This is a genomic window from Herbidospora cretacea (genome assembly GCF_001570605.1).
Taxonomy (GTDB): Bacteria; Actinomycetota; Actinomycetes; order Streptosporangiales; family Streptosporangiaceae; genus Herbidospora; species Herbidospora cretacea.
On the sequence record NZ_BBXG01000009.1, the window covers coordinates 351,552 to 370,960 of the forward strand.

The following is a 19,409-nucleotide window of genomic DNA, read 5'->3' on the forward strand; positions in this document are numbered from 1 at the left end:
GGGAATTTTACCTTTGGACCGTTTCGCCCTTCGGGCGGTGCGAAGATCGCATGCCATGAGAAGACTGCTCGCCGTCGCCGCCGCCCTCGTCGCGGTCATCCCCGCCGCGCCCGCCGCGGCCGCCCTCCCGTCGGGGCTGGTCTTCTACCGGTACGAGAAGGGCGTGGCCATCCACTCGCCCTACGCCCGGCAGATCGTCGACCCGAACGGCCAGTTCTCGGTCTCGCCCGACGGCCGCAAGATCGCCTACATCGACCTCAAGGGCAAGGTGCACGTCAGGGCAGACGCCGTCGACAAGGTCGTCGCCTCCGGCGCGGTCGCGGGCACGCCGTGCGCCACCCCGGCCTGGTCCCCCGACAGCACGAAGGTCGCCTATGCGCTCATGTCCACCGAGGGCAGCGCCCCGATCGCGGTCGTGGGCGCCGACGGCAAGGGCCGCAGGACGGTCGGCCGGACCTACGGCGTCTGCCATCTGGCCTGGTCGGGCAACGGCCGCTACCTGGCGGGCTACACCGGCACGACCGACGGGGTGCACCTGCTCGACGTCAGGAGCGGGAAGTCGCGCAAGGCCAAGGGGATCGGCGGGGCCAACCACGTGCAGTCGCTGTCGCCCGACGGGCGCAAGGTGGTCTACCAGGCGCTGAAGCCGACCGCCGAGGGCGGCGACGGCACCTGGCCGCTCTGGTACACCCCGCGCATCGTGGACACCGTGACGGGCAAGCGGGTCGTGCCGCCGGTCAAGGGCACCCTGATCGGGGCCATGTACCTGAACGACGGGCGGCTGGCGGTCCGGGTCAAGGGCGCGACCCGCAACACGATCGTGGTGCTCGACCGGGGCTTCAAGGTGGTCAGGAAGATCGCCGAACCGGCGATGTACCGCACGTACGGGCTGCTGCGGGTGCTGTGACGGGAAAAGGCCCGGCCCCCAGAAGGAGCCGGGCCTTCCCGCCCGTGGCTAGACCAGCGCCGGCTCCTTGCGGGGGACGGGGAGCTCGTCCTCGTCGTCGTCCCCGCCGTGGGAAAGGGTCGGCAGCCAGTTCAGCCAGCGAGGCAGGTACCAGTTCCACTCGCCCAGCAGGCGCATCGTGGCCGGGAGCAGCACCGCGCGGACGATCGTGGCGTCGATCAGGATCGCCGCCGCCAGGCCCACGCCCATCTGCATGAACGTCAGCAGCGACAGGGTGGCGAAGACCGCGAACACGGCCACCATGATCAGGGCGGCGCTGGTGACCACCCCGGCCGTCGAGCGGATGCCGTGGGCGACCGCGTCCTCGGTGCGCATGCCCTTGTCGTAGGCCTCCCTGATCCGGCTCAGGATGAACACGTGGTAGTCCATCGACAGGCCGAACAGGATGACGAACAGGAACATCGGCAGCCAGTCGGTGATCGTGCCGGTCGACTGGAAGCCGATCACGCTCTCGCCGTACCCCCACTGGAAGACCAGCACGAGCACGCCGTAGGCCGCCGCGACCGACAGCAGGTTGAGCAGGATCGCCTTGACCGCCACCACCAGCGAGCGGAACGAGACCAGCAGCAGCACGAACGCGAGCAGCAGCACGAACCCGAAGACCAGCGGCCGGGTGGCCGACATCTGGTCGTTGAAGTCCATCGACCCGGCGGTCGAGCCGGTGACGTGGGCGCCGGGCACGGTGGCCGGGATGATCGTGTCGCGCAGCGCGTGGATCGCGTTCTCCGAGACCGCGTCGGTCCCGGTGCCCTTGATGCCGATGCTGATCCTGGCGACGTCGCCGCGCGGGTTGACGTCGACGGTGAACGGCTCGTTGAAGTGGCCGGAGGCCAGCGCCCGCTCCTTGAGCCGATCGATCGCGGCCGTGTCGGGGTTCTTCACGACCACCACGGCCGGCTCGTTGCCGCCGGGGAACGCCTTGTCGATCGCCTTGAACGTCTCGGCGATCTTGTAGTCGCCCTGGAGTTCGTCGATCGTCTGCGGGCCGGGCTTGAGGCTCAGCCCCGGGACGGCCAGCGCGACCATCAGGCCGCCGGCGACGACGATCGAGACGACCGGGTACTTCAGCACCGGGCGCAGGATCGCCCCCCACAGCCTGCTCTCGCCGCCCCGCACGCCCAGGACGCGCCGCCAGGTGACCCGGCCCCCGGTCAGCACCCGGACGGTGCCGTGGAAGGCGCGGGCGTCGATCTTGTCGCCGATCAGCGACAGCAGCGCGGGCAGCGCGGTCAGCGAGCCGACCACGGCGGTCAGCACGACCAGGATGGTGCCTTCGGCGAAGCCCATGAAGATGCCGTTGCCGGTCAGGAACATGCCCGCCATGGCGACGATCACGGTGATGCCGGAGATCAGCACCGCCCGGCCGGAGGTGCCGGCCGCGATCTCGATCGAGCGCTGCTTGCTGCGTCCCTTCGCCCGTTCCTCCCGCTCCCGCATGATGTAGAAGAGCGAGTAGTCCACGCCCACGGCCAGGCCGATCAGCAGCATCACGTTGGTGGTGGCGGCGTCCACGGCCAATAGCTGGCTGGTCAGGGCGAGCAGGCCGGTCGCGCCCACGATCGCCGTCAGCGCCAGCGCCACCGGGATGACCGCGGCCAGGATCGCGCCGAACGCGGCCAGCAGGATGCCCAACGTGATCGGCAGCGACAGCTGCTCGGCCCGGACGAAGTCCTGGTCGATGGCCTCGCCGATCAGCTTGTCGGCGCTGGCCCCACCGGCCTGCTCGACCCGCAGGTCAGGGTGCCGGGCCTGCACGCCGTCGACCGCGTCGAGCAGCGGTTTCACCCGGTCGGCGGCGGTGTCGGCGGCTCCCTTCATGGTGAACTGGATCAAGGTGGTCCGGCCGTCGGGCGACACCGGGGACGGCGTGGCGATCTTCTCCACCAGGCCGGTCGCGGTGATCGAGCGCTCCACGTCGTCGATCGCCCGTTGGAAGGCCGGGTCGTCGGTGGTCACCTTGGCGCTCTGCACCAGAACCATCTCACTGGCCGGGTCGACGAACCCGGCGCCGTCCAGGATCTGCCCGGCGGCGCGTGAGTCGCCGTTGGAGCTCTCGTAGGACTTCATCTCCGCCGTGCCGACGGCGCCTCCGACGAACGTGGCCGCGGCCACGAACCCCACCCAAATCAGCAGCGCCCACCAGCGGTTGCGCGCGCTCCAGCCGCCCACCCGGGCGGCGATGTTCCGATCCTTCGTCATGTCTTCGAAAGTAGGAATCGATCGGGGCCGGAACCTCCTGCGTGAACGGGAGATCGGCTCTCCTTCCGAAGAGCTAGGGGACAACCCCGGCTAACCTCAGGGCTGTGATGCCCGCAGACGTGTTCTACGCCCAGCTCCACCGCGTGATCCCGGCCGCCGCCGGGTTCGTCACCGACGCCGGGGGGCGGGTCCTCCTCGTGAAACCCAACTACCGCGAGCGGTGGGGGTGGCCCGGCGGCCACGTCGACGACGGGGAGACCCCTGAGATGGCCTGTGCCCGGGAACTCAGGGAGGAGGTCGGGTTGACGCTCGAGACCGGGCGGCTGCTCGTCGTCCATTGGGTGCCGGAAATGGACGAACGGCCGTTCCCTCTCGTCCATTTCACCTTCGACTGCGGCACCCTCCCCGACGGCGCGCGGATCACGTTGCAGGAGGACGAGCTCGACGACTGGGGCTTCTTCACCGCCGCCGAGGCCGACGAGATCCTCCCCGGCTGGCAGGCCGAGCGCCTGCACGCCTCCATCGCCGCGCGCGCGTCGGGACAGGTCACCTACCTGAGTTGAGGCGGGCGAGCTCGTCGCCGGACAGCTCCAGGTCCAGGGCCTTGACCGAGTCGACGATGCTCTCCGGGCGGCTCGCGCCGGGGATCGGCACGATCCGGGGGCTGCGGGCCAGCTGCCAGGCCAGGCAGACCTGCTGCGGCGACACACCGTGGGCGGCGGCGATCTCGCCGAAGGCGGCGTGCTTGCTGCCCAGGTCGGACGCCGAGCCCATGCCGCCCAGCGGCGACCACGACAGGAACGCGATGTCGATCTCGTCGGCGACGTCGATCTCCGGCTCGCTGGTGCGGAACCGGGGCGAGAACTCGTTCTGGACCGCCACCAGGTCGTCGCCGAGGATCTCCAGGGCCACCCGCATCTGCTCGGGGTCGGCGTTGGAGATGCCGGCCGTCTGGACCTTCCCGGCCTGCACGAGCTCTTTGATCGCGCCGATCGCCACCTCGTACGGGACCTCCGGGTCGGGCCGGTGGTGGAAGTAGAGGCCGATCGACTCCACCCCGAGGGCCTTCAGCGAGCGGTCGCAGGCCTGGAACAGGTACTCGGGACGGCTGTCCCTGCCCCAGCCGCCGCCGGGCGTACGGGTGTGGCCGCCCTTGGTCGAGACCAGGACCGAATCGGCGTCGCCGCCCCAACTGGCCAGGGCCTTGGCGACCAGGCGCTCGTTGTGGCCGACGTCGGTGTGGGAGGGCGTGTAGGCGTCGGCGGTGTCGATCAAAGTGACCCCGGCGTCGAGGGCCGCGTGGATCGTGCGGATCGACTGGGCCTCATCGGGCATGTGACCGGCGGTGGACATGGGCATGGCGCCAAGTCCGATTGCGCTGACCTGACGGCTTCCGATGCTTCGGGTTCTCATGGGTCCAGCTTTACAGACGCCTCAGCAGCGCCTGCTTGGCGGTCGCGAACTCCTCGTCGGTCAGCACCCCGTCGCGGTGCAGCGCGCCGAGTTCGCGCAGGCGGCGCAGGACCACGTCGTGGTCCTCCTCGGGCGCCTCGATCGCGGGCGGCTCGGCCAGCGGGTGGGGCAGCCGGGCGATGACGGCGGTCACCAGCAGGGCGACGGTGCGGGTCTCCTTGCTGAGGCCCCACAGGGTGACGGCGGCCGGGTCGTGCTTGATCGGCATCCGGGTCGACGGCTCGCTCCTGCGGGTGAACCTGAGCCGGCCGTTCTCCATGCCGCCGTTGGGGATCCACTCCACGGCGGCGACGTCGGCCAGCGGGATCCGCTGCGGCCCGGCCTTCTGCTTGGCGCCGTCGGCCGCCCAGTTGGGCTCGATCATGATCACGTCGCCGTCGAAGGTGACCATGCCGTCGGAGGCGTTCGCGGTCAGCGGCACCGGCGGGCCGGGCAGCAGATAGCGGTTGCTCGGGCCCTCGGGCACCCCTTCGGCCAGCAGCGCGGCGCGGACCTCGTCGGCGAAGTATTCGGCCACGCCCGCCCGGTCGGCGTCGATCGTGAGACGGTAGGGGTCGGCGGCCTCGGGGAGGCGTCCGCCGGTGGCCTGGGTGAACGGGTCGGCGCCCTCCCGCATGCGTAACTTCAGCAGGCCACCCTTGCGGCCGGGCTGGTAGGCGATCCCGGCCACCGCCGCCAGCGGCACCACGAGTTCCCCGAGGGCCTGGCGCAGCTTGTTCACGCTGCGGTCGGTGGCGGGCACGATCCGGATCAGGTCGCCGTTGAAGGTCCACGTGCCGTCTCGTACCAACACCTCGGTCATGGCCGGATCTTACGCATTAGGTGGCACAGTGGGTGATATGCACGTGGGGATTCTCGGGCCGCTCGAAGTGCGGGCCGATGGGGGCGGCTCCGTCACGATCGGCGGGGCCCGGCTGCGTGCTCTTCTCGTACGTCTGGCGCTCGACCCCGGCCGTCTGGTCACCCACGACGAACTGGCCGAGGCCCTGTGGGGCGCGGCGCCCCCGGCCGACCGGGCCAACGCCCTCCAGTCGCTCGTCTCCCGGCTGCGCCGGGTGCTGCCCGACCCGGGAGCGCTGCGCTCCGAGCCCGGCGGATATCGGCTGGCGCTGCCGAAGGAGAACGTCGACGCCCACCGGTTCGCGGCGCTGGCCGCCCGGGGCCGGACCGCGCTGAACTCCGGGGACCACCGGCAGGCCGCCGCCTGCCTGGGGGAGGCGGCGGCGCTCTGGCGGGGCCGTCCCCTGGCCGACGTGGCCGACGCGCCGTTCGCCGACGCCGCCGTGGCGCTGCTCGACGAGGCCTGGCTGACCGCCACCGAAGACCGGCTTGAGGCCGAACCGGTGATCTCCGAACTGCGGGACCTGGCCGCCCGCCATCCGCTGCGCGAGCGCGTCCACGCCCTGCTGATGCGGGCGCTGGCCGCGTCCGGCCGCCGGGCCGAGGCGCTGACCGTCTTCGAGGAGGTCCGGCACGCCCTGGCCGACGACCTCGGCGTCGACCCCGGCCCCGAGCTGCGCGAGGCCCACCTGGCCGTGCTGCGCGAGGAACCGGCGCCGCGGCGGGGCCGGCCGGTGCTGCGCGCGCCGCTGACCAGCTTCGTCGGGCGCGACCGCGACATGGCCGAGATCTCCCGGCGGCTGGCCGACAGCCGCCTGGTCACCCTGGTCGGGCCGGGCGGCGCGGGCAAGACCCGGCTGGCCAGCACGGTGGCCGCCGGGCTCGACCGGCCGGTCTGGCTGGTGGAGCTGGCCCCCGTCACCAACCCCGACGACGTGCCGCAGGCGGTGCTGACCGCCGTCGGGGCGGGGCAGACCAAGGCGCAGGAGGGCACCCTCGCCCGCATCGTCGAGGTGCTGTCCGGCGTCGAGGGCGTGCTGCTGCTCGACAACTGCGAACACCTCGTCGACGCCGCCGCGCGGCTGGCCGACGAGCTGCTCGGGCTGTGTCCCCGGCTGACGGTGCTGGCCACCAGCCGCGAGGCGCTCGGCATCTTCGGCGAGTCGCTCTGGCCGGTGCCCCCGCTGGCCGACGAACCGGCGGTCCGGCTGTTCCTCGACCGGGCCGAGGCGGTGCGTCCCGGGTTCGCGCTCACGGACGACAACACGCCGGTCGTCCAGGAGATCTGCCACCGGCTCGACGGGCTGCCGCTGGCGATCGAGCTGGCCGCCGCCCGGCTGCGCTCGCTCACGGTGGATCAGGTGGCGGCCCGGCTCGACGACCGGTTCCGGCTGCTGACGGGCGGGAGCCGTACCGCCATGGCCCGGCACCAGACGCTCCGCGCGGTGGTCGCCTGGAGCTGGGACCTGCTCGGCGACGACGAGCGCGACCTGGTCGAACGGCTCGCGGTCTTCCCCGGCGGGTTCACCGCCGAGGCGGCCGAGGCGCTCGGCGGGTCGCTCGACCTGCTGGCCTCCCTGGTCGACCGGTCGCTGCTCCAGCTCATCGACGGGCCGCGCTACCGGATGCTGGAGACCATCCGCGAATACGGCCTGGAACGCCTGGCCGAACGCGGCGAGGTCGGCGAGGTCCGCGCCGCCCACACCCGCTACTTCCTCGACCTCGCCGAGCAGGGCGGCGGCCAGATGCACGGCCACGGGCAGCTCACCTGGATCCGCGTCCTCGGTGCCGACCACGACAACCTGCTGGCCGCCTTCCACCACGCCATCGAGCGCGGCGACGCCGCCACCGCGACCAGGATGACCGCCGCTCTCGGCACGTTCTGGATGATCACCGGTCGGCGGGCCGAATCGGTGCCCTGGCTCAAGTCGGCCCTCGACCTCGATGGCGAGACCGACCGGGAGGCCTGGCTCGTCACCACGATGATGTACCTGCTGAACTCGCTGATGAGCCAGCCGGTGGAGGACGTCGAAAGGCTGATCGACCGGTTCGGGGAGATCTCCCAGGCGGCCGACATCGACGACGACCCGGTGCTCTGCCTGATCACGCCGATCTACCACATGTTCCGCGACGACATCGAGGGCGGTCTCGTCGCGATCGACCGGGCCTTCCGGGTGGCCGACATGTGGAGCCGGTCGATGCTGCTGATGTTCCGGGGCTTCATGCGGGAGAACGAGGGCGACCCCACCGGCATGCTGGCCGACCTGGGAGAGGCCGCGGCCGGGTTCCGCGAGGTCGGCGACCGCTGGGGGCTGGCCCAGGCGCTGACGTTCGTCGCCGACGCGGCCATGCTGTTCGGCGACTTCGACCTCGTCGTGAAGTCGCTGGAGGAGGCCATCGAGCTGACCCGGCTGCTCAACCCCGACGACGACGCCGGGCACCAGCGCATGTACCTGGCCACCGCGCGCAGCCGCCAGGGCGACGTCGACGGCGCCCGCCGCGAGCTGGAGCTGATGGCCGGGGCGAGCCGGACCGAGTGGTCGATCAGGGACGCCGCGTTCTCCCGGATCGGCCTGGGCGATCTGGCCCGCGAGGTGGGCGACCTCGCCGAGGCGAGGTTCCAGTACGAGAGGGCCGCCGTCGCCATCGACCAATCGGGCATCGTGTCGCCGCAGTTCCGGGCGCTGGTGCTGACCTCTCTCGGGCATCTGTCGGTCGCCGAGGGCGACCTGGAGGCCGCCGGGTCGGCCGTCGCCGAGGCCGCCGGACTGGCCGACTCGGTGCGCGACCGGCCGGTGCTGGCCCGGGTGGGGGTGCTGGCCGCGGAGGTGGAGGCGGTGAGCGGGAACGCCGAAGGGGCGGCCCGGATGCTCGGCGCGAGCGAGCAGCTCCGGGGCGCCCCCGACGCGTACAACCCCGACGTCTTCCGGATCTCCGCCCAGTTGCGGGAGACCCTGGGGGACGAGGCCTACTTCGCGGCCTACGGCAAGGGGGCCGCCCTGGACCGGGCGGCCGCCATCGATCAGGTCCTGCGCCGGTAGGCCCGCACGGCCAGCGGCGCGAAGACCGCCAGCAGGCCGACGCCCCAGACGACGACCCAGACGAGATGGCCGGCCACCGGCCCGCCGATCATGAGACCGCGGGCGGCCTCCATCGCGTGGGCGACCGGATTGATGTGCACCCACGTCTGGAGCCAGCCCGGCAGGGTGTCGGTCGGGGCCATCATGCCGGTGCCGAAGGTCAGCGGGAACATCACCATGAACGCCGTGCCCTGCACCGCGCCCGGCTCCCGCATCACCATCCCGAGCAGGACGAACGCCCAGCTCAGGCAGAACGCGAAGCCGATGGTCATGGCCACGGCCGCGAGCGCGGGCAGCACGCCGGTGACGAGCTGGAAGCCCAGCACCAGGCCGCAGACCGCGAGGGAGACGGTCGCGACCACGTAGCGGATGAGGTCGCCGAGCACCGACCCGATCAGCGGTGCCGAGCGCCCGATGGGGAGGCTGCGGAACCGGTCGAAGACGCCCTTCTTGAGGTCGGTGTTGAGGCTCACGCCGGTCGCGACCGAGGCGAACACCACGGTCTGCACCATGATCGCCGGAAGCAGGAACTGCAGGTACTGGTGGGTGTCCCCGGCGATCGCGCCGCCGAGCAGGAAGACGAACAGCATCACGAAGATGATCGGCTGGAGGGTCACGTCGAGCAGCTGCTCGGGCGTCCTGATCGTCTTTATCAAGCTCCGCCTCGCGAGGGCGAGACTATGTCTGACCAGCCCGAAAGGGCGTGGCTGCGGCCGCGCGACGGTGGCTTCGGGGTTCTGCACGGGAGGGATGACGGTCGTGGTCATGGGGAATTCCTTCTCAGGCCGCGGCGGAGTCGTCGGTCGCGCGCTCGCCGGTGAGGGTGAAGAACACCTCGTCCAGGCTGGGCAGGCGCAGGGAGAGTTCGGTGACGGAGATGCCGGCCTGGGCCAGCCGCGCCACCACTTCGGTGAACTGGGCGTCGCCGTCGACGGGCACGGTGACCACGCCCCGGCTGGGCGATTCGGCCGGACGGCCCGACACGCCGGTGAGAATGGCCTCGGTCTCGGCGAGGCGGCCCGGGTCGGCCGGGCGGGCGAGGACGGTCTGGCCGCCGACGATCTGCTTGAGCTGGGCCGGGGTGCCGTGGGCGATCGACCGGCCGTGGTCGATGACGGTGATCTCGTCGGCCAGCGCGTCGGCCTCCTCCAGGTACTGCGTCGTCAGCAGCACCGTGACGCCGTCGGAGACCAGGCCGCGCACGATGTTCCACACGTCGTCGCGCTTGGACGGGTCGAGCCCGGTCGTGGGCTCGTCGAGGAAGATGACGTCGGGCCGGCCGACCAGGCTCGCGGCCAGGTCGAGACGGCGGCGCATGCCGCCCGAGTAGGTCTTGGCCTGCCGGCCCCCCGCTTCGGCGAGCCCGAACTCGGCGAGCAGCTCGGTGGCCCTGGCGCGGGCCTCGTCCTTGCGCAGGTCGAGGAGCTGGCCGATGAGGACGAGGTTCTGCATGCCGGTCAGGTCCTCGTCGACGGAGGCGTACTGGCCGGTCAGGCCGATCAGGCGGCGGACCCTGGCGGCGTCCTTGACGACGTCGAGCCCGCCCACGAGGGCGCGGCCCTCGTCCGGGCGGAGCAGGGTGGCCAGGATCCGGACGGCGGTGGTCTTCCCGGCCCCGTTCGGCCCGAGCACGCCGAGCACCCGGCCCTGCCGGACCGACAGGTCGAGCCCGGCGAGGGCGGTGGTCTTCCCGAAGCGTTTCACGAGGCCGTGGGCCTCGAATGCGTAGTCCATGTCCCCAAGAGTGCGGCGTGTCGCTGTCATCCGCCGCACAGCGGCCTGTCAGGCTCAGCGGGCCCTCAGCAGCGCCTCAGCGCGCTCTCAGCGACCTGACATCTCCCCAGGTCAGGCGGCCTTTCCCGATGACAGTCTCCGGGCCAGGTCGCGGGCCGCGTCCCGGCCCGCCCGGTTGGCGCCGACCGTGCTGGCGGAGGGGCCGTAGCCGACCAGGTGGACGAGCGGGTTGGCGACCACGCGGGTGCCGTCCATGCGGATGCCGCCGCCGGGTTCGCGCAGTTTGAGGGGGGCCAGGTGGCGGAGGTCGGCGCGGAAGCCGGTCGCCCAGATGATGACGTCGGCGGGGAGGACCTCGCCGTCCCACGACACGCCGTCGGGGACCAAATGGGTGAACATGGGGCGGCGGCGCGACACGCCGGTTTCCAGGGCCTTCTTGACGACCGGGGTGTAGGTCAGGCCGGTCACGCTGACCACGCTCTGCGGCGGCAGGCCGGCCCTGACCCGCTCGTCGACCAGCGCCACGACCTCGCGGCCGTCGAAGCCCTCGGGCCGGAAGTCGGGTTCGCGGCGGGTCACCCATACCGCCGACGCCGACACGCCGACGATTTCCGAGAGTACGTGCATGGCCGAATGTCCGCCGCCGACCACCACGACGTTCAGGCCGGCGAACTCCCCGGGGCCCCGGTAGGAGGCGTAGTGCAACTGCCGGCCCTCGAAACGGCCGGGATAGTAGGGCCAGTGGGGGCGGGTCCACGTGCCGGACGCGTTGACGATCGCTCGGGCGCGCCATTTGTCATCGACCACGAATCCCGGTCTGACATTTCCCACTTTGTGAGGTCGGACGATGTTCAAACCCATTTCCGCTTCATAAGAAGCGAAATATTCTGGGACGGCTTCCGCGGCCGCCCGCGCGGGGTCGATTTCGGGCTTGCGCATACCGGGCAGATCGAATATTCCGTGCACTCTGTCCATCGTCAAGGTCGGCGAACGGTGGCGCCAGGCGCCTCCGGGCGATTCCTCCGCATCCAGGATGACCTGTGACAGCCCGAACCGGCGCAAGAAGTACGAGGCCGACAAACCGGCCTGACCGGCCCCGATCACCACAACGTCGACATCCATCACGTCACTCTCAACCAAGCAAACCTCCCGGATCTTCCCGAATAAGCGGACATTTGCAGGATGAGCTTTCCCATTGCTTTGTGCGTGCTGCTAAGGGAGATCCGACCCGTTATTGCATGATCGATCCATGAGGTTCGGGACGTACGTGATCGCCCTAATCATGGGGCTGGGCTTTTGGGGCGCTGCGCTTCCTGCGCAGGCCGCGGCCCCGATCTCGGATACCGAGATCGTGGGTCACTGGGACAAGCCGCGTAAGAAGCTGAAGAGGGTCAAAGTGGTCAAGTGGCGGCATCACCGCCACCACCGGCCGCGGGTGAGGGTGAAGGTGCAGTGGCACCACATTCACCACCGTCACCACATTGACCACACTCGCCATTGGCTTCACCGGCACCACCACCACAGGCGCCACTTCATTCACCGGCATCACCACCACAAGCACCATGACAACATCATTCACAACCGGTGCATCAGGCACCACGACCACCACGTGATCCACCACAAGGCGCGCAAGCACCACCGCGATCACCACGGTCACCACCACGGCCGTCAGCACCACCAGCCGCCGCTGGAGATGCTGGAGCCGACGACCGGTTTCGAGGCGCTCGAGGGCGCCGAGACCGCTCCGCGTCTTGAGAGCGCCGACGCCGCTCAGGGCATGGAGTGGGCCCCCGCGGGCGCCGAGGTCGTCGACGGTGTCGAGGGCATGGACGCCACCATGGGTTCGGCCCAGCGTCTCGCGACGGTCAGCTCTGACCACTGCGAGGGCCGTCACCACGACCACGGCGGCGACGAGGGCTTCGAGGACGAGGGCTTCGACGACGAGGGTGGCTTCGAGGACGACGACGAGCTCGGCGGCGGCGCCATCGCCGGCCCGACTGGTCCGTCGGCCTCGACCGGCACCGGCGTGCTCAACGTCGGTACGGTCCGTGAGCACCGGGCTCCGGCCCGCCGCGCACTCGTGAAGGTTCAGGAGTCGGCCGGCAGGTAGCGGGTCGACAACCAGATCACCGCTCCAAGGACCAGTCCTGCTGAGAGAGCCAGCCGTAGGGACGTAGCCTCGGCGAGGAACCCGATCAGGACTGGTCCGAGGAGCAACCCGGCGTAGCCGATGGCGGCCGTCTGTGCGATGGCCGGCCCCGACTGCGCCGGGTCCGCGCCGCCCGCGAGCGACAGCGCGAACGGGATCACGGTGGCCATCGCCACCCCGGCGACCAGCAGCCCGGCCAGGGCCACCCCCACCACGGGAGCCGTGATCATCACGGCGAACGACAGCGCCACCACGATGCCGCCGAACCGCAGGCACGCGGCGGCGCCGTAGCGTCTGCGCAGCCGGTCCCCGGCCAGCCGGGCGGCCAGCATGCCCCCGGCGAACAGCGGATAGCCGAGGGCGGCCAGCGACTCGGGCGCGCCGAGCACGTCACGCAGGTAGAGACCGTTCCAGTCTCCGACCATCCCCTCGATCATGAAGGCCGCGAAGACCACCACGCCGAGCAGGTAGACGACGGGTGGCAGCCGCCGCCGTACCGCCGCGCCGCCCTCGTCGGCGCCGGGATCCGGCAGGTACGTCCGGCTCAGCGCCGCCGCCACCGGCACGCTCGCCAGCGCCACCAGGATCAGATGGTCGTGGAACGACAGGTCCAGCCGGATCGCGCCGATCCCGATGGCCCCCGCCGCGATGGCCCCGATCGACCACCCGGCGTGGAAGCCGCTCATCAGCGACCGGCCCGAGGCGTTCTCGACCACCGCGCCCTGGGCGTTCATGGAGATGTCGAACAGGCCGACGGCCATGCCGAACGCGGCGGCCGCGAGGATCAGCTCCAGATAGCCGGGGGCCATCGCCACCCCGGCGAGGGTGAGCGCGCTGATCGGCATCGACAGGGTGAGCGCCCGGCCGCTGCCCAGTCGCCGCAGCAGGGGCCGCGAGCCCTGCATGGCCAGCAGCCCGCCGACCGCCCACGCGAGCAGGACGATCCCGAGCTGCGACTTGGTCAGGCCGATCGCGTCGGTCATGGCGGGGACGCGGACCGTGAGCGTGCCGGACATGATCCCGCACAGCACGAAGGCCAGCGTCGTTCCTAATCGGGCCCGGGTGAGGTCATGGGCCAACAGAGGTGTCCTCTCGATCGGTCAGGGAGGGGAGGGCACGCAAACCCGATCAGGTTAAAAGACCGATCGGAAATGTGGGGAATTGGCCCGCATGTGAGGATGGATACATGCGAGCCGGAATCACGATCCTGCCTGAACACCGCCGCCCTGAGCTCGAACGCCGCTGGCGCGCCGCCGAGGCGTACGGCTTCCACCACGCGTGGACCTACGACCACCTGGGCTGGCGGAGCCTCGTCGACGGCCCGTGGTTCGGCTCGGTGCCGACCCTGACCGCCGCGGCGATGGTGACCTCGCGCATCGAGATCGGCATGCTCGTCGCCTCGCCCAACTTCCGGCTCCCGGCGCCCTTCGCCCGCGACCTGATCGCTCTCGACGACCTGTCGCGGGGCCGGTTCACGCTTGGCGTCGGCGCGGGCAGCCGGGGCGACTACGACTCCCACGTCATGAACTGGAGCCCGGCCAGCCAGCACGCCCGCTTCGCCGAGTTCGTCGAGGTCCTCGACCTGCTGCTGCGGGAGGACCGGGTGTCGTGGTCGGGCGACTACTACGAGGTCGTCGAGGCGCGGAACGCGCCCGGGTGCGTGCAGCGGCCCCGGCTGCCGTTCCTGGTGGCGGCCAACGGACCGAAGGCGATGGCGCTGGCGGCCCGGTTCGGCGAGGGCTGGGTCACCACCGGCATGCGCGGCGCGGAGACCATGGACGCGTGGTGGAACGCGGTGGCCGAGGCGCACCGCCGGTTTGACGACGCGCTCGACGCCCTGGGCCGCCCGCGTGATCAGGTGCGCCGATTTCTGCAGACCGATTCGGCACCTGTCTATTCGCTGTCCGGTGTCGAGTGTTATCGCGATTTTGTAGGAAGGTCTGCCGAACTCGGTTACACCGACCTGGTGGCGGCCTGGCCGCGCGAGACTGGCATCTACGCCGGGGACGAATCGGTTCTCGACGCGGTGGCGGCGGACGTGCTGCCGGAACTCAGAGGGGCGACATGACCGAACTGTTCGGCAACCTGACCCCGGCGGAGCAGATCGACTTACGGGCCCGCGGCCGCCAGCGCCTCTGGGGCCGGGGCGACATCGTGTTCACCGAGGGCGACTCGTCGACGTGGGTGCTCCTGGTCCTGTCGGGGCGGGTGAAGATCTCGGCCTCGACCGAGTCGGGCACCGACGTGGTCCTTGCCGTACGCGGCCCTGGAGCCGTCGTCGGGGAGATGGCCTCCATCGACGGCCAGCCCCGGTCGGCGACCGTGACCGCGGTCGAGCCGGTCGAGGGCCTGGCCATCCACGACTTCGCCGGGTTCCTGCGGGACAACGGGCGGGTCGCGGTGCTGCTCATGCGCACCGTCACCGAACGCCTGCGCGACGCCGACCGCAAGCGCGTCGAGTACGGCGGGCTCGACACCGCCGTCCGGGTCGCCAACCGGCTGGTGGAGCTGGCCGACCGCTACGGCGAGGCGGTGCCGGGCGGGGTCAGCCTGGAGCTGCCGCTCTCCCAGGACGAACTGGCGAGCTGGGTCGGCTCCTCCCGGGAGGCCGTGAACAAGGCGCTGCGCGGATTGCGCGACCGAGGTCTGATCGAGACGGGCCGCCGGCGCGTACTTATCAATGACATGGACGGATTGCGGAGCCGCGCACGTCAGTCGTAGTGAGTACTGGTTCACAGAACTTCCCGACGGTCCGCCCTACTGTCGATCATGTTGCGGGAATGGTGCGGGAAGGACGGATGGGGACATGAGCGACCGCCTGGCGGAGTTCGCCGCCGTCTATGTCACGCTCTACACGACCCACATGATCGTGGATCACTGGATCCAGACCGACCACCAGGCGTGCACCAAGATCCAGCCCGGCTGGGCCGGCCGCCTGGCCAACACGTGGCACGTCCTCACCCACGTCGTGCTGGCCTTCGGCGGCCTGATGGTGCTGGTCTGGCAGCTCGGCGCGGTCTTCGCCCCGGCCGACGTCGCGATCGGCCTGGCCGTCACCGGCGTCACCCACTGGATCGCCGACCGCCGCTGGCCGATCCAGTGGCTCGCCGCCAGGACCGGCCGGGCCAGGTTCAGCGCCCTGGGCATCCCGCGACCCGGCCATGACGACAATCCGTCGATCGGGACGGGGGCGTATGTTCTTGACCAGACCTGGCATCTCGCCTGGCTGTTCGTCTCGGCACTGATCATCGTCTAGGGGGCGTCATGATCCTCAGGTACGCGGCCTTCACCACCGACCCGTCCGGAGGCAACCCCGCCGGGGTCGTGCTCGACGCCACCGGCCACACCGACGCCGAGATGCTCGCCGTGGCCGCCGAACTCGGCTACTCCGAGACCGCCTTCCTGTTCCCCGAGGGCGGCTCCCGCTACACGATCCGCTATTTCAGCCCGCTGGCCGAGGTCGCCTTCTGCGGCCACGCCACCATCGCCACCTCGGTGGCGCTCGGCGAACGCACCGGCTCGGGCACCCTCCACCTCACGACCAAGGCCGGCCCGGTCGACGTCGACGTGGTCGCCGAACCGAACGGCCCCGTCACCGCCACCCTCACCTCCCCGCCGGCGAGCACCCGCCCCGCCGACCCCGCCGACGTGACGGCGGCCCTGGAGGCCCTCGGCTACACCCCCGCCGACCTCGACCCGGCCTTCCCGGTGCACGTCGCCAACGCCGGCATGAACCACCTGGTCCTGGGCCTGGCCTCCCGGAACCTGCTGGCCGGCCTCGACTACGACTTCGACGCGCTCGGCGCCCTGATGGCCGCCCGCGACTGGATCACCGTCAACCTCTTCTGGGCCGAGTCGCCGCTGATCTTCCACGCCCGCAACCCGTTCCCCCCGGGCGGCGTCACCGAAGACCCGGCCACCGGAGCCGCCGCGGCGGCCTTCACCGGCTACCTCCGCGACCTCGCCCTGATCAAGGAGGACGACGTCGTCACCATCCACCAGGGCGCCGACATGGGCCGCCCCAGCCTGCTGACCGCCGCCCCGCTGCCCGACGACCAGCGCATCAGAGTCAGCGGCCGGGCCGTCGCGATCTGAACGTGTACGATCATGCCGCACTCCCATGGCCCTGGTCGGCGGGGTCATGGCAGAGACGATCATGCCCTAGTTGGTGACGTCCCAGAACGCTATTTCGTGTTCCATCCCCCGCAGGAACAACTCCCGCGCCCGGCCCGGATGGACGTCGGCCTCGTCGATCATCTTGGCGATGCGTTCGGTGAGGGCCTGGAAGCCGGGGTCGGCGTAGGTCTCGACCCACGCCCGATAGCGCGGTGCGGCCTTCTCGGCCAACGTCTGGCCCAGGGTCGAATAGCCCCACATGCACGGATAGAGCGCCGCCAGCCCCTCGCCGTAGTGGGCGGCGCTGTCGAGGAGGAACTCGGTGTAGGCGGCGCACGCCTTGCCCTTGGTCGCCGTGTTCAGGTCGGCGCCGTAGCGGGCCGACAGGGAGCGGTGGAGGGCGAGTTCGTCGTGGAAGGTCGAATAGGCCAGGTCGACGAGGTCGCCCAGGTGGGCGTCGGGGGCCTGCCAGGCTAGCCGGGAGAAGACCCGGACGTAGTCGAGCAGGAACAGATAGTCCTGTTCGAGCCAGGCGCGGAAGGTCGCCTCGGGGAGGCTGCCGTCGGCGATGCCCCGGACCGTCGGGTGCGCGAGCTGCCGCTCCACGAGGGGACGGCCGAGACTGTGAAGTTCGGTGGAAAGCGACACGCCCCCTTTCTACCCGCCGCATCCGACGTTTCCCCCGGGGGCTTAAGGTAAGGACGTCGCCGCGCCTGGTGGAGGATCGCATGCCCGCTGGCCCATTGCAGCCGGGAGATCCGCCCGTCCTCGGAGCCTTCGAGCTGCTCGGGCGGCTGGGCGAGGGCGGGCAGGGGATCGTCTACGAAGCCCGCTCCCCGGCCGGAGAACGGGTGGCCGTGAAACTGCTGCGCAGCGGGGCCGATCCCGCGACCCGGCGGCGGCTGGCGCGGGAGCTGGAGTCGGCCCAGCGGGTGGCGCCGTTCTGCACCGCCCGGGTGCTCCACGCCGAGCTCGACCGGCCCGACCCGTTCGTGGTGAGCGAGTTCATCGACGGGCCGTCGCTGCAGGACCGGGTGCGCGACCGGGGGCCGCTCAAGGGCGGCGACGTCGACCGGCTGGCGGTCAACACGGCGACCGCGCTGGCGGCGATCCACAGCGCCGGGGTGGTCCACCGCGACTTCAAGCCCGCCAACGTGCTGCTCGGGCCCGACGGGCCCCGCGTGGTCGACTTCGGCATCGCCCAGCTCGCCGACGCGAGCACCATGCCGACCTCCATCTCCGGCACGCCGCCCTACATGGCTCCCGAGCAGCTCGGCGGGGTCCACGGGTCGCCGGCGGCCGACGTGTTCTCGTGGGCGGCGACCATGGTCTACGCGGCGATCGGCGAGCCGCCCTTCGGCAACGACACGGTGGCGGCCGTCTTCAGCCGCATCCTCAAGGCGGAGCCCCGGCTCGACGGCGTGGCCTCGCCCCTGCGGGAGACGCTGCTCCGCTGCCTGGCCAAGGACCCCCAGCTCAGGCCCACGGCCCACGACCTGATGATCATGCTGGTCGGAACCGGTCCGCAGACGGTCGTGCCGCGCGACGACCGGCGGTTCGCCGGGTCGCGGCTGGCCGCCGCCGGGGTCGGTTTCGCCGTCGCGGTGACGGTCGGCGTCCTGTGGGCGACCCTCAACGACCCCGCCGAGACCGGCGCCCAGGCCGAACCGGCCGCCCAGTCCCCGGCCGCGGAAGACCCGAAGCCGGCCGTGGGCGCGGGCGTCCCCGGGCCCTTCGCGGGGACCTGGACCGGTCAGGTCACCCGGGAGGACCGGCCTTCCGATCCCACCACCGTCACGCTCACGCTCGAAGGCGGCGCCCAGAACGGCAAGTGGCAGCGCGACGACTGCGAGCAGGACGTCCAGTTCAGCTCGACCCGGCGGAACGACGAGGTCCTGGAGATGCACATCGTCCAGGCCGGTCAGTGTGTCGGCGGTGACATCACCCTCACGCTCCTCAAGCCGGAGACGCTGGGCTTCGAGGGTCAGGAGGGCGGCGGCTCCACCGTCTACGAAGGGTCGCTGAGCAGGAGTTAGCCCCGGGTGAGCTGGAAGGTGTACCCGCCGGTCTTGGCCGTCCCCGACCTGACGACCAGGGCGTAGGGGCCGTCGCCGTTGGAGAGGGGGATGGGCGCCTCGTAGTCGCAGAGCGGGATCGGCTGGCGCGGGGTCGAGATGCTCTTGTCGGCCGCGTCCACGAGTTCCAGTTCGATGGCCTGGCAGGCGCCGCTGCCGCCGACGATCTTGATGGCGGTGGCGCCGTCGGAGTCGAACTCGTAGCGGTCGATGCGGCCGGGGACGTCGAGCTGGCCGTTGACGTTCAGGCCGATCGTGGTGGGGATGTCGCGGACCTTCACCGTCGCCACGCGGAAGCTGTAGGGGCCGATGACGTTGGTCTGGCCGTACACCTCGAGACGGTGCTCTCCGGCTTTGGTGAGCTTGACGACGGTGGAGCCCCACTGGAGGGCGAAGCCCGAGGGGCTGACCGGCTCGCCGTCGATCTCGGAGACGACCTGGAACTCGATGCCGTCGCCGGACATGTCGGTCACGTAGAACTCGCGGGCGTCGCCCAGGTCGAGCGGATAGGTGTCGCGCTGGCCGGTGCGGGTGAGCTCGGCGGAGATCGTCGCGCCGTCGGCGATGACGCCGGGCTGAGCGGCGGTGCCGGGCTCTTCCGCGGCGGTCGTGGGTTCTGCCGTGGATTCGTCGGCGGCGGCGGTGGTCTCTTCGGGGGTGGCGGTGCTGACGACCGTGGTCGCGGGCTTTTCCGCGGCGGTCTGCGCGGCGCAGCCGGTGGTGAGTGCGAGGAAGACGACGACGAGGGGGAGAGCGGCCTTCATGCGACACATGGT

At 71.1% G+C, this 19,409-nt stretch carries 19 protein-coding genes; 9 read left to right on the forward strand and 10 right to left on the reverse strand.

The features are described from left to right. Nucleotides 1-55 precede the first annotated feature (55 nt). On the forward strand, nucleotides 56-907 hold the full coding sequence (locus AW270_RS20705) for a PD40 domain-containing protein (RefSeq protein WP_061296759.1): 852 nt from the start codon (nucleotides 56-58) through the stop codon (nucleotides 905-907). Between the two features lie 48 nt (nucleotides 908-955). Here the strand turns inward: AW270_RS20705 and AW270_RS20710 are convergent, their stop codons facing one another. Further along, entirely contained in the window at nucleotides 956-3,166 is a 2,211-nt protein-coding gene (locus AW270_RS20710) for an MMPL family transporter (RefSeq protein ID WP_061296760.1), read from the reverse strand. Nucleotides 3,167-3,273: 107 nt separating this feature from the next. Here AW270_RS20710 and AW270_RS20715 point away from each other — a divergent pair, with 107 nt between their 5' ends. Next, nucleotides 3,274-3,729, forward strand: coding sequence for an NUDIX domain-containing protein (locus tag AW270_RS20715; RefSeq protein WP_061296761.1), 456 nt, complete (start codon nucleotides 3,274-3,276; stop codon nucleotides 3,727-3,729). Here the strand turns inward: AW270_RS20715 and AW270_RS20720 are convergent. Together AW270_RS20720 and AW270_RS20725 are read right to left on the reverse strand one after the other, a co-directional pair. Beyond that, nucleotides 3,713-4,525 carry an aldo/keto reductase gene (locus AW270_RS20720; RefSeq protein WP_245674787.1) on the reverse strand — a complete coding sequence of 271 codons (813 nt, stop codon included), beginning with the start codon at nucleotides 4,523-4,525 and terminating at the stop codon, nucleotides 3,713-3,715. The two genes, AW270_RS20715 and AW270_RS20720, sit on opposite strands and share 17 nt — an antisense overlap. 64 nt (nucleotides 4,526-4,589) lie before the next feature. Next, nucleotides 4,590-5,441: a DUF4429 domain-containing protein gene (locus tag AW270_RS20725; protein ID WP_061296763.1), complete on the reverse strand. Its 852-nt coding sequence runs from the start codon at nucleotides 5,439-5,441 to the stop codon at nucleotides 4,590-4,592. 37 nt (nucleotides 5,442-5,478) lie between these two features. Between AW270_RS20725 and AW270_RS20730 the strand changes: the two genes are divergently transcribed. Continuing rightward, complete coding sequence (locus tag AW270_RS20730; protein WP_063819274.1) at nucleotides 5,479-8,520, forward strand: AfsR/SARP family transcriptional regulator; 3,042 nt, start codon at nucleotides 5,479-5,481, stop codon at nucleotides 8,518-8,520. On the opposite strand, the gene AW270_RS20735 is transcribed toward AW270_RS20730, so the two are convergent. From AW270_RS20735 to AW270_RS38925, 4 genes are all read right to left on the reverse strand, one after another. Then, complete coding sequence (locus AW270_RS20735) at nucleotides 8,502-9,326, reverse strand: ABC transporter permease (protein WP_061296764.1); 825 nt, start codon at nucleotides 9,324-9,326, stop codon at nucleotides 8,502-8,504. The two genes, AW270_RS20730 and AW270_RS20735, sit on opposite strands and share 19 nt — an antisense overlap. 13 nt (nucleotides 9,327-9,339) lie before the next feature. Then, nucleotides 9,340-10,293 (reverse strand): ATP-binding cassette domain-containing protein, encoded by a 954-nt coding sequence (locus AW270_RS20740; RefSeq protein WP_061296765.1) that lies wholly within the window; start codon nucleotides 10,291-10,293, stop codon nucleotides 9,340-9,342. A gap of 111 nt (nucleotides 10,294-10,404) precedes the next feature. Then, entirely contained in the window at nucleotides 10,405-11,415 is a 1,011-nt protein-coding gene (locus AW270_RS20745) for an NAD(P)-binding domain-containing protein (protein ID WP_061296766.1), read from the reverse strand. A gap of 154 nt (nucleotides 11,416-11,569) precedes the next feature. Beyond that, nucleotides 11,570-11,971, reverse strand: coding sequence for a hypothetical protein (locus AW270_RS38925; RefSeq protein ID WP_157522318.1), 402 nt, complete (start codon nucleotides 11,969-11,971; stop codon nucleotides 11,570-11,572). 15 nt (nucleotides 11,972-11,986) lie between these two features. Here AW270_RS38925 and AW270_RS38930 point away from each other — a divergent pair, with 15 nt between their 5' ends. Next, nucleotides 11,987-12,403, forward strand: a complete 417-nt coding sequence (locus AW270_RS38930; protein WP_157522321.1) for a hypothetical protein — start codon at nucleotides 11,987-11,989, stop codon at nucleotides 12,401-12,403. On the opposite strand, the gene AW270_RS20755 is transcribed toward AW270_RS38930, so the two are convergent. After that, entirely contained in the window at nucleotides 12,382-13,521 is a 1,140-nt protein-coding gene (locus AW270_RS20755; RefSeq protein WP_157522325.1) for an MFS transporter, read from the reverse strand. The two genes, AW270_RS38930 and AW270_RS20755, sit on opposite strands and share 22 nt — an antisense overlap. Nucleotides 13,522-13,628: 107 nt before the next feature. Here AW270_RS20755 and AW270_RS20760 point away from each other — a divergent pair, with 107 nt between their 5' ends. From AW270_RS20760 to AW270_RS20775, 4 genes are all read left to right on the forward strand, one after another. After that, complete coding sequence (locus AW270_RS20760; protein ID WP_061296768.1) at nucleotides 13,629-14,510, forward strand: LLM class flavin-dependent oxidoreductase; 882 nt, start codon at nucleotides 13,629-13,631, stop codon at nucleotides 14,508-14,510. Beyond that, a complete protein-coding gene (locus tag AW270_RS20765) occupies nucleotides 14,507-15,163 on the forward strand; it encodes a Crp/Fnr family transcriptional regulator (protein ID WP_061296769.1) in 657 nt (218 codons plus the stop codon). Before AW270_RS20760 ends, AW270_RS20765 begins: the two co-directional genes overlap by 4 nt. An 85-nt stretch (nucleotides 15,164-15,248) precedes the next feature. Then, nucleotides 15,249-15,698, forward strand: coding sequence for a DUF3307 domain-containing protein (locus tag AW270_RS20770; protein ID WP_061296770.1), 450 nt, complete (start codon nucleotides 15,249-15,251; stop codon nucleotides 15,696-15,698). Between the two features lie 8 nt (nucleotides 15,699-15,706). Beyond that, on the forward strand, nucleotides 15,707-16,537 hold the full coding sequence (locus AW270_RS20775) for a PhzF family phenazine biosynthesis protein (protein ID WP_061296771.1): 831 nt from the start codon (nucleotides 15,707-15,709) through the stop codon (nucleotides 16,535-16,537). Nucleotides 16,538-16,603: 66 nt separating this feature from the next. Here the strand turns inward: AW270_RS20775 and AW270_RS20780 are convergent, their stop codons facing one another. Further along, nucleotides 16,604-17,206, reverse strand: a complete 603-nt coding sequence (locus AW270_RS20780; RefSeq protein WP_061296772.1) for a TenA family protein — start codon at nucleotides 17,204-17,206, stop codon at nucleotides 16,604-16,606. A gap of 80 nt (nucleotides 17,207-17,286) precedes the next feature. Between AW270_RS20780 and AW270_RS20785 the strand changes: the two genes are divergently transcribed. Then, nucleotides 17,287-18,594: a serine/threonine-protein kinase gene (locus AW270_RS20785; protein WP_082801702.1), complete on the forward strand. Its 1,308-nt coding sequence runs from the start codon at nucleotides 17,287-17,289 to the stop codon at nucleotides 18,592-18,594. On the opposite strand, the gene AW270_RS20790 is transcribed toward AW270_RS20785, so the two are convergent. Continuing rightward, nucleotides 18,591-19,397 carry a hypothetical protein gene (locus AW270_RS20790; protein WP_061296774.1) on the reverse strand — a complete coding sequence of 269 codons (807 nt, stop codon included), beginning with the start codon at nucleotides 19,395-19,397 and terminating at the stop codon, nucleotides 18,591-18,593. The genes AW270_RS20785 and AW270_RS20790 overlap by 4 nt on opposite strands. Between the last annotated feature and the right edge of the window lie 12 nt (nucleotides 19,398-19,409).

Bases quoted from the DNA above. Each gene is read 5' to 3' on its own strand.
- AW270_RS20705 (WP_061296759.1), top strand. From the start codon at position 56: ATGAGAAGACTGCTCGCCGTCGCCGCCGCCCTCGTCGCGGTCATCCCC.
- AW270_RS20710 (WP_061296760.1), bottom strand. From the start codon at position 3,166: ATGACGAAGGATCGGAACATCGCCGCCCGGGTGGGCGGCTGGAGCGCG.
- AW270_RS20715 (WP_061296761.1), top strand. From the start codon at position 3,274: ATGCCCGCAGACGTGTTCTACGCCCAGCTCCACCGCGTGATCCCGGCC.
- AW270_RS20720 (WP_245674787.1), bottom strand. From the start codon at position 4,525: ATGCCCATGTCCACCGCCGGTCACATGCCCGATGAGGCCCAGTCGATC.
- AW270_RS20725 (WP_061296763.1), bottom strand. From the start codon at position 5,441: ATGACCGAGGTGTTGGTACGAGACGGCACGTGGACCTTCAACGGCGAC.
- AW270_RS20730 (WP_063819274.1), top strand. From the start codon at position 5,479: ATGCACGTGGGGATTCTCGGGCCGCTCGAAGTGCGGGCCGATGGGGGC.
- AW270_RS20735 (WP_061296764.1), bottom strand. From the start codon at position 9,326: ATGACCACGACCGTCATCCCTCCCGTGCAGAACCCCGAAGCCACCGTC.
- AW270_RS20740 (WP_061296765.1), bottom strand. From the start codon at position 10,293: ATGGACTACGCATTCGAGGCCCACGGCCTCGTGAAACGCTTCGGGAAG.
- AW270_RS20745 (WP_061296766.1), bottom strand. From the start codon at position 11,415: ATGGATGTCGACGTTGTGGTGATCGGGGCCGGTCAGGCCGGTTTGTCG.
- AW270_RS38930 (WP_157522321.1), top strand. From the start codon at position 11,987: ATGCTGGAGCCGACGACCGGTTTCGAGGCGCTCGAGGGCGCCGAGACC.
- AW270_RS20760 (WP_061296768.1), top strand. From the start codon at position 13,629: ATGCGAGCCGGAATCACGATCCTGCCTGAACACCGCCGCCCTGAGCTC.
- AW270_RS20765 (WP_061296769.1), top strand. From the start codon at position 14,507: ATGACCGAACTGTTCGGCAACCTGACCCCGGCGGAGCAGATCGACTTA.
- AW270_RS20770 (WP_061296770.1), top strand. From the start codon at position 15,249: ATGAGCGACCGCCTGGCGGAGTTCGCCGCCGTCTATGTCACGCTCTAC.
- AW270_RS20775 (WP_061296771.1), top strand. From the start codon at position 15,707: ATGATCCTCAGGTACGCGGCCTTCACCACCGACCCGTCCGGAGGCAAC.
- AW270_RS20785 (WP_082801702.1), top strand. From the start codon at position 17,287: ATGCCCGCTGGCCCATTGCAGCCGGGAGATCCGCCCGTCCTCGGAGCC.
- AW270_RS20790 (WP_061296774.1), bottom strand. From the start codon at position 19,397: ATGAAGGCCGCTCTCCCCCTCGTCGTCGTCTTCCTCGCACTCACCACC.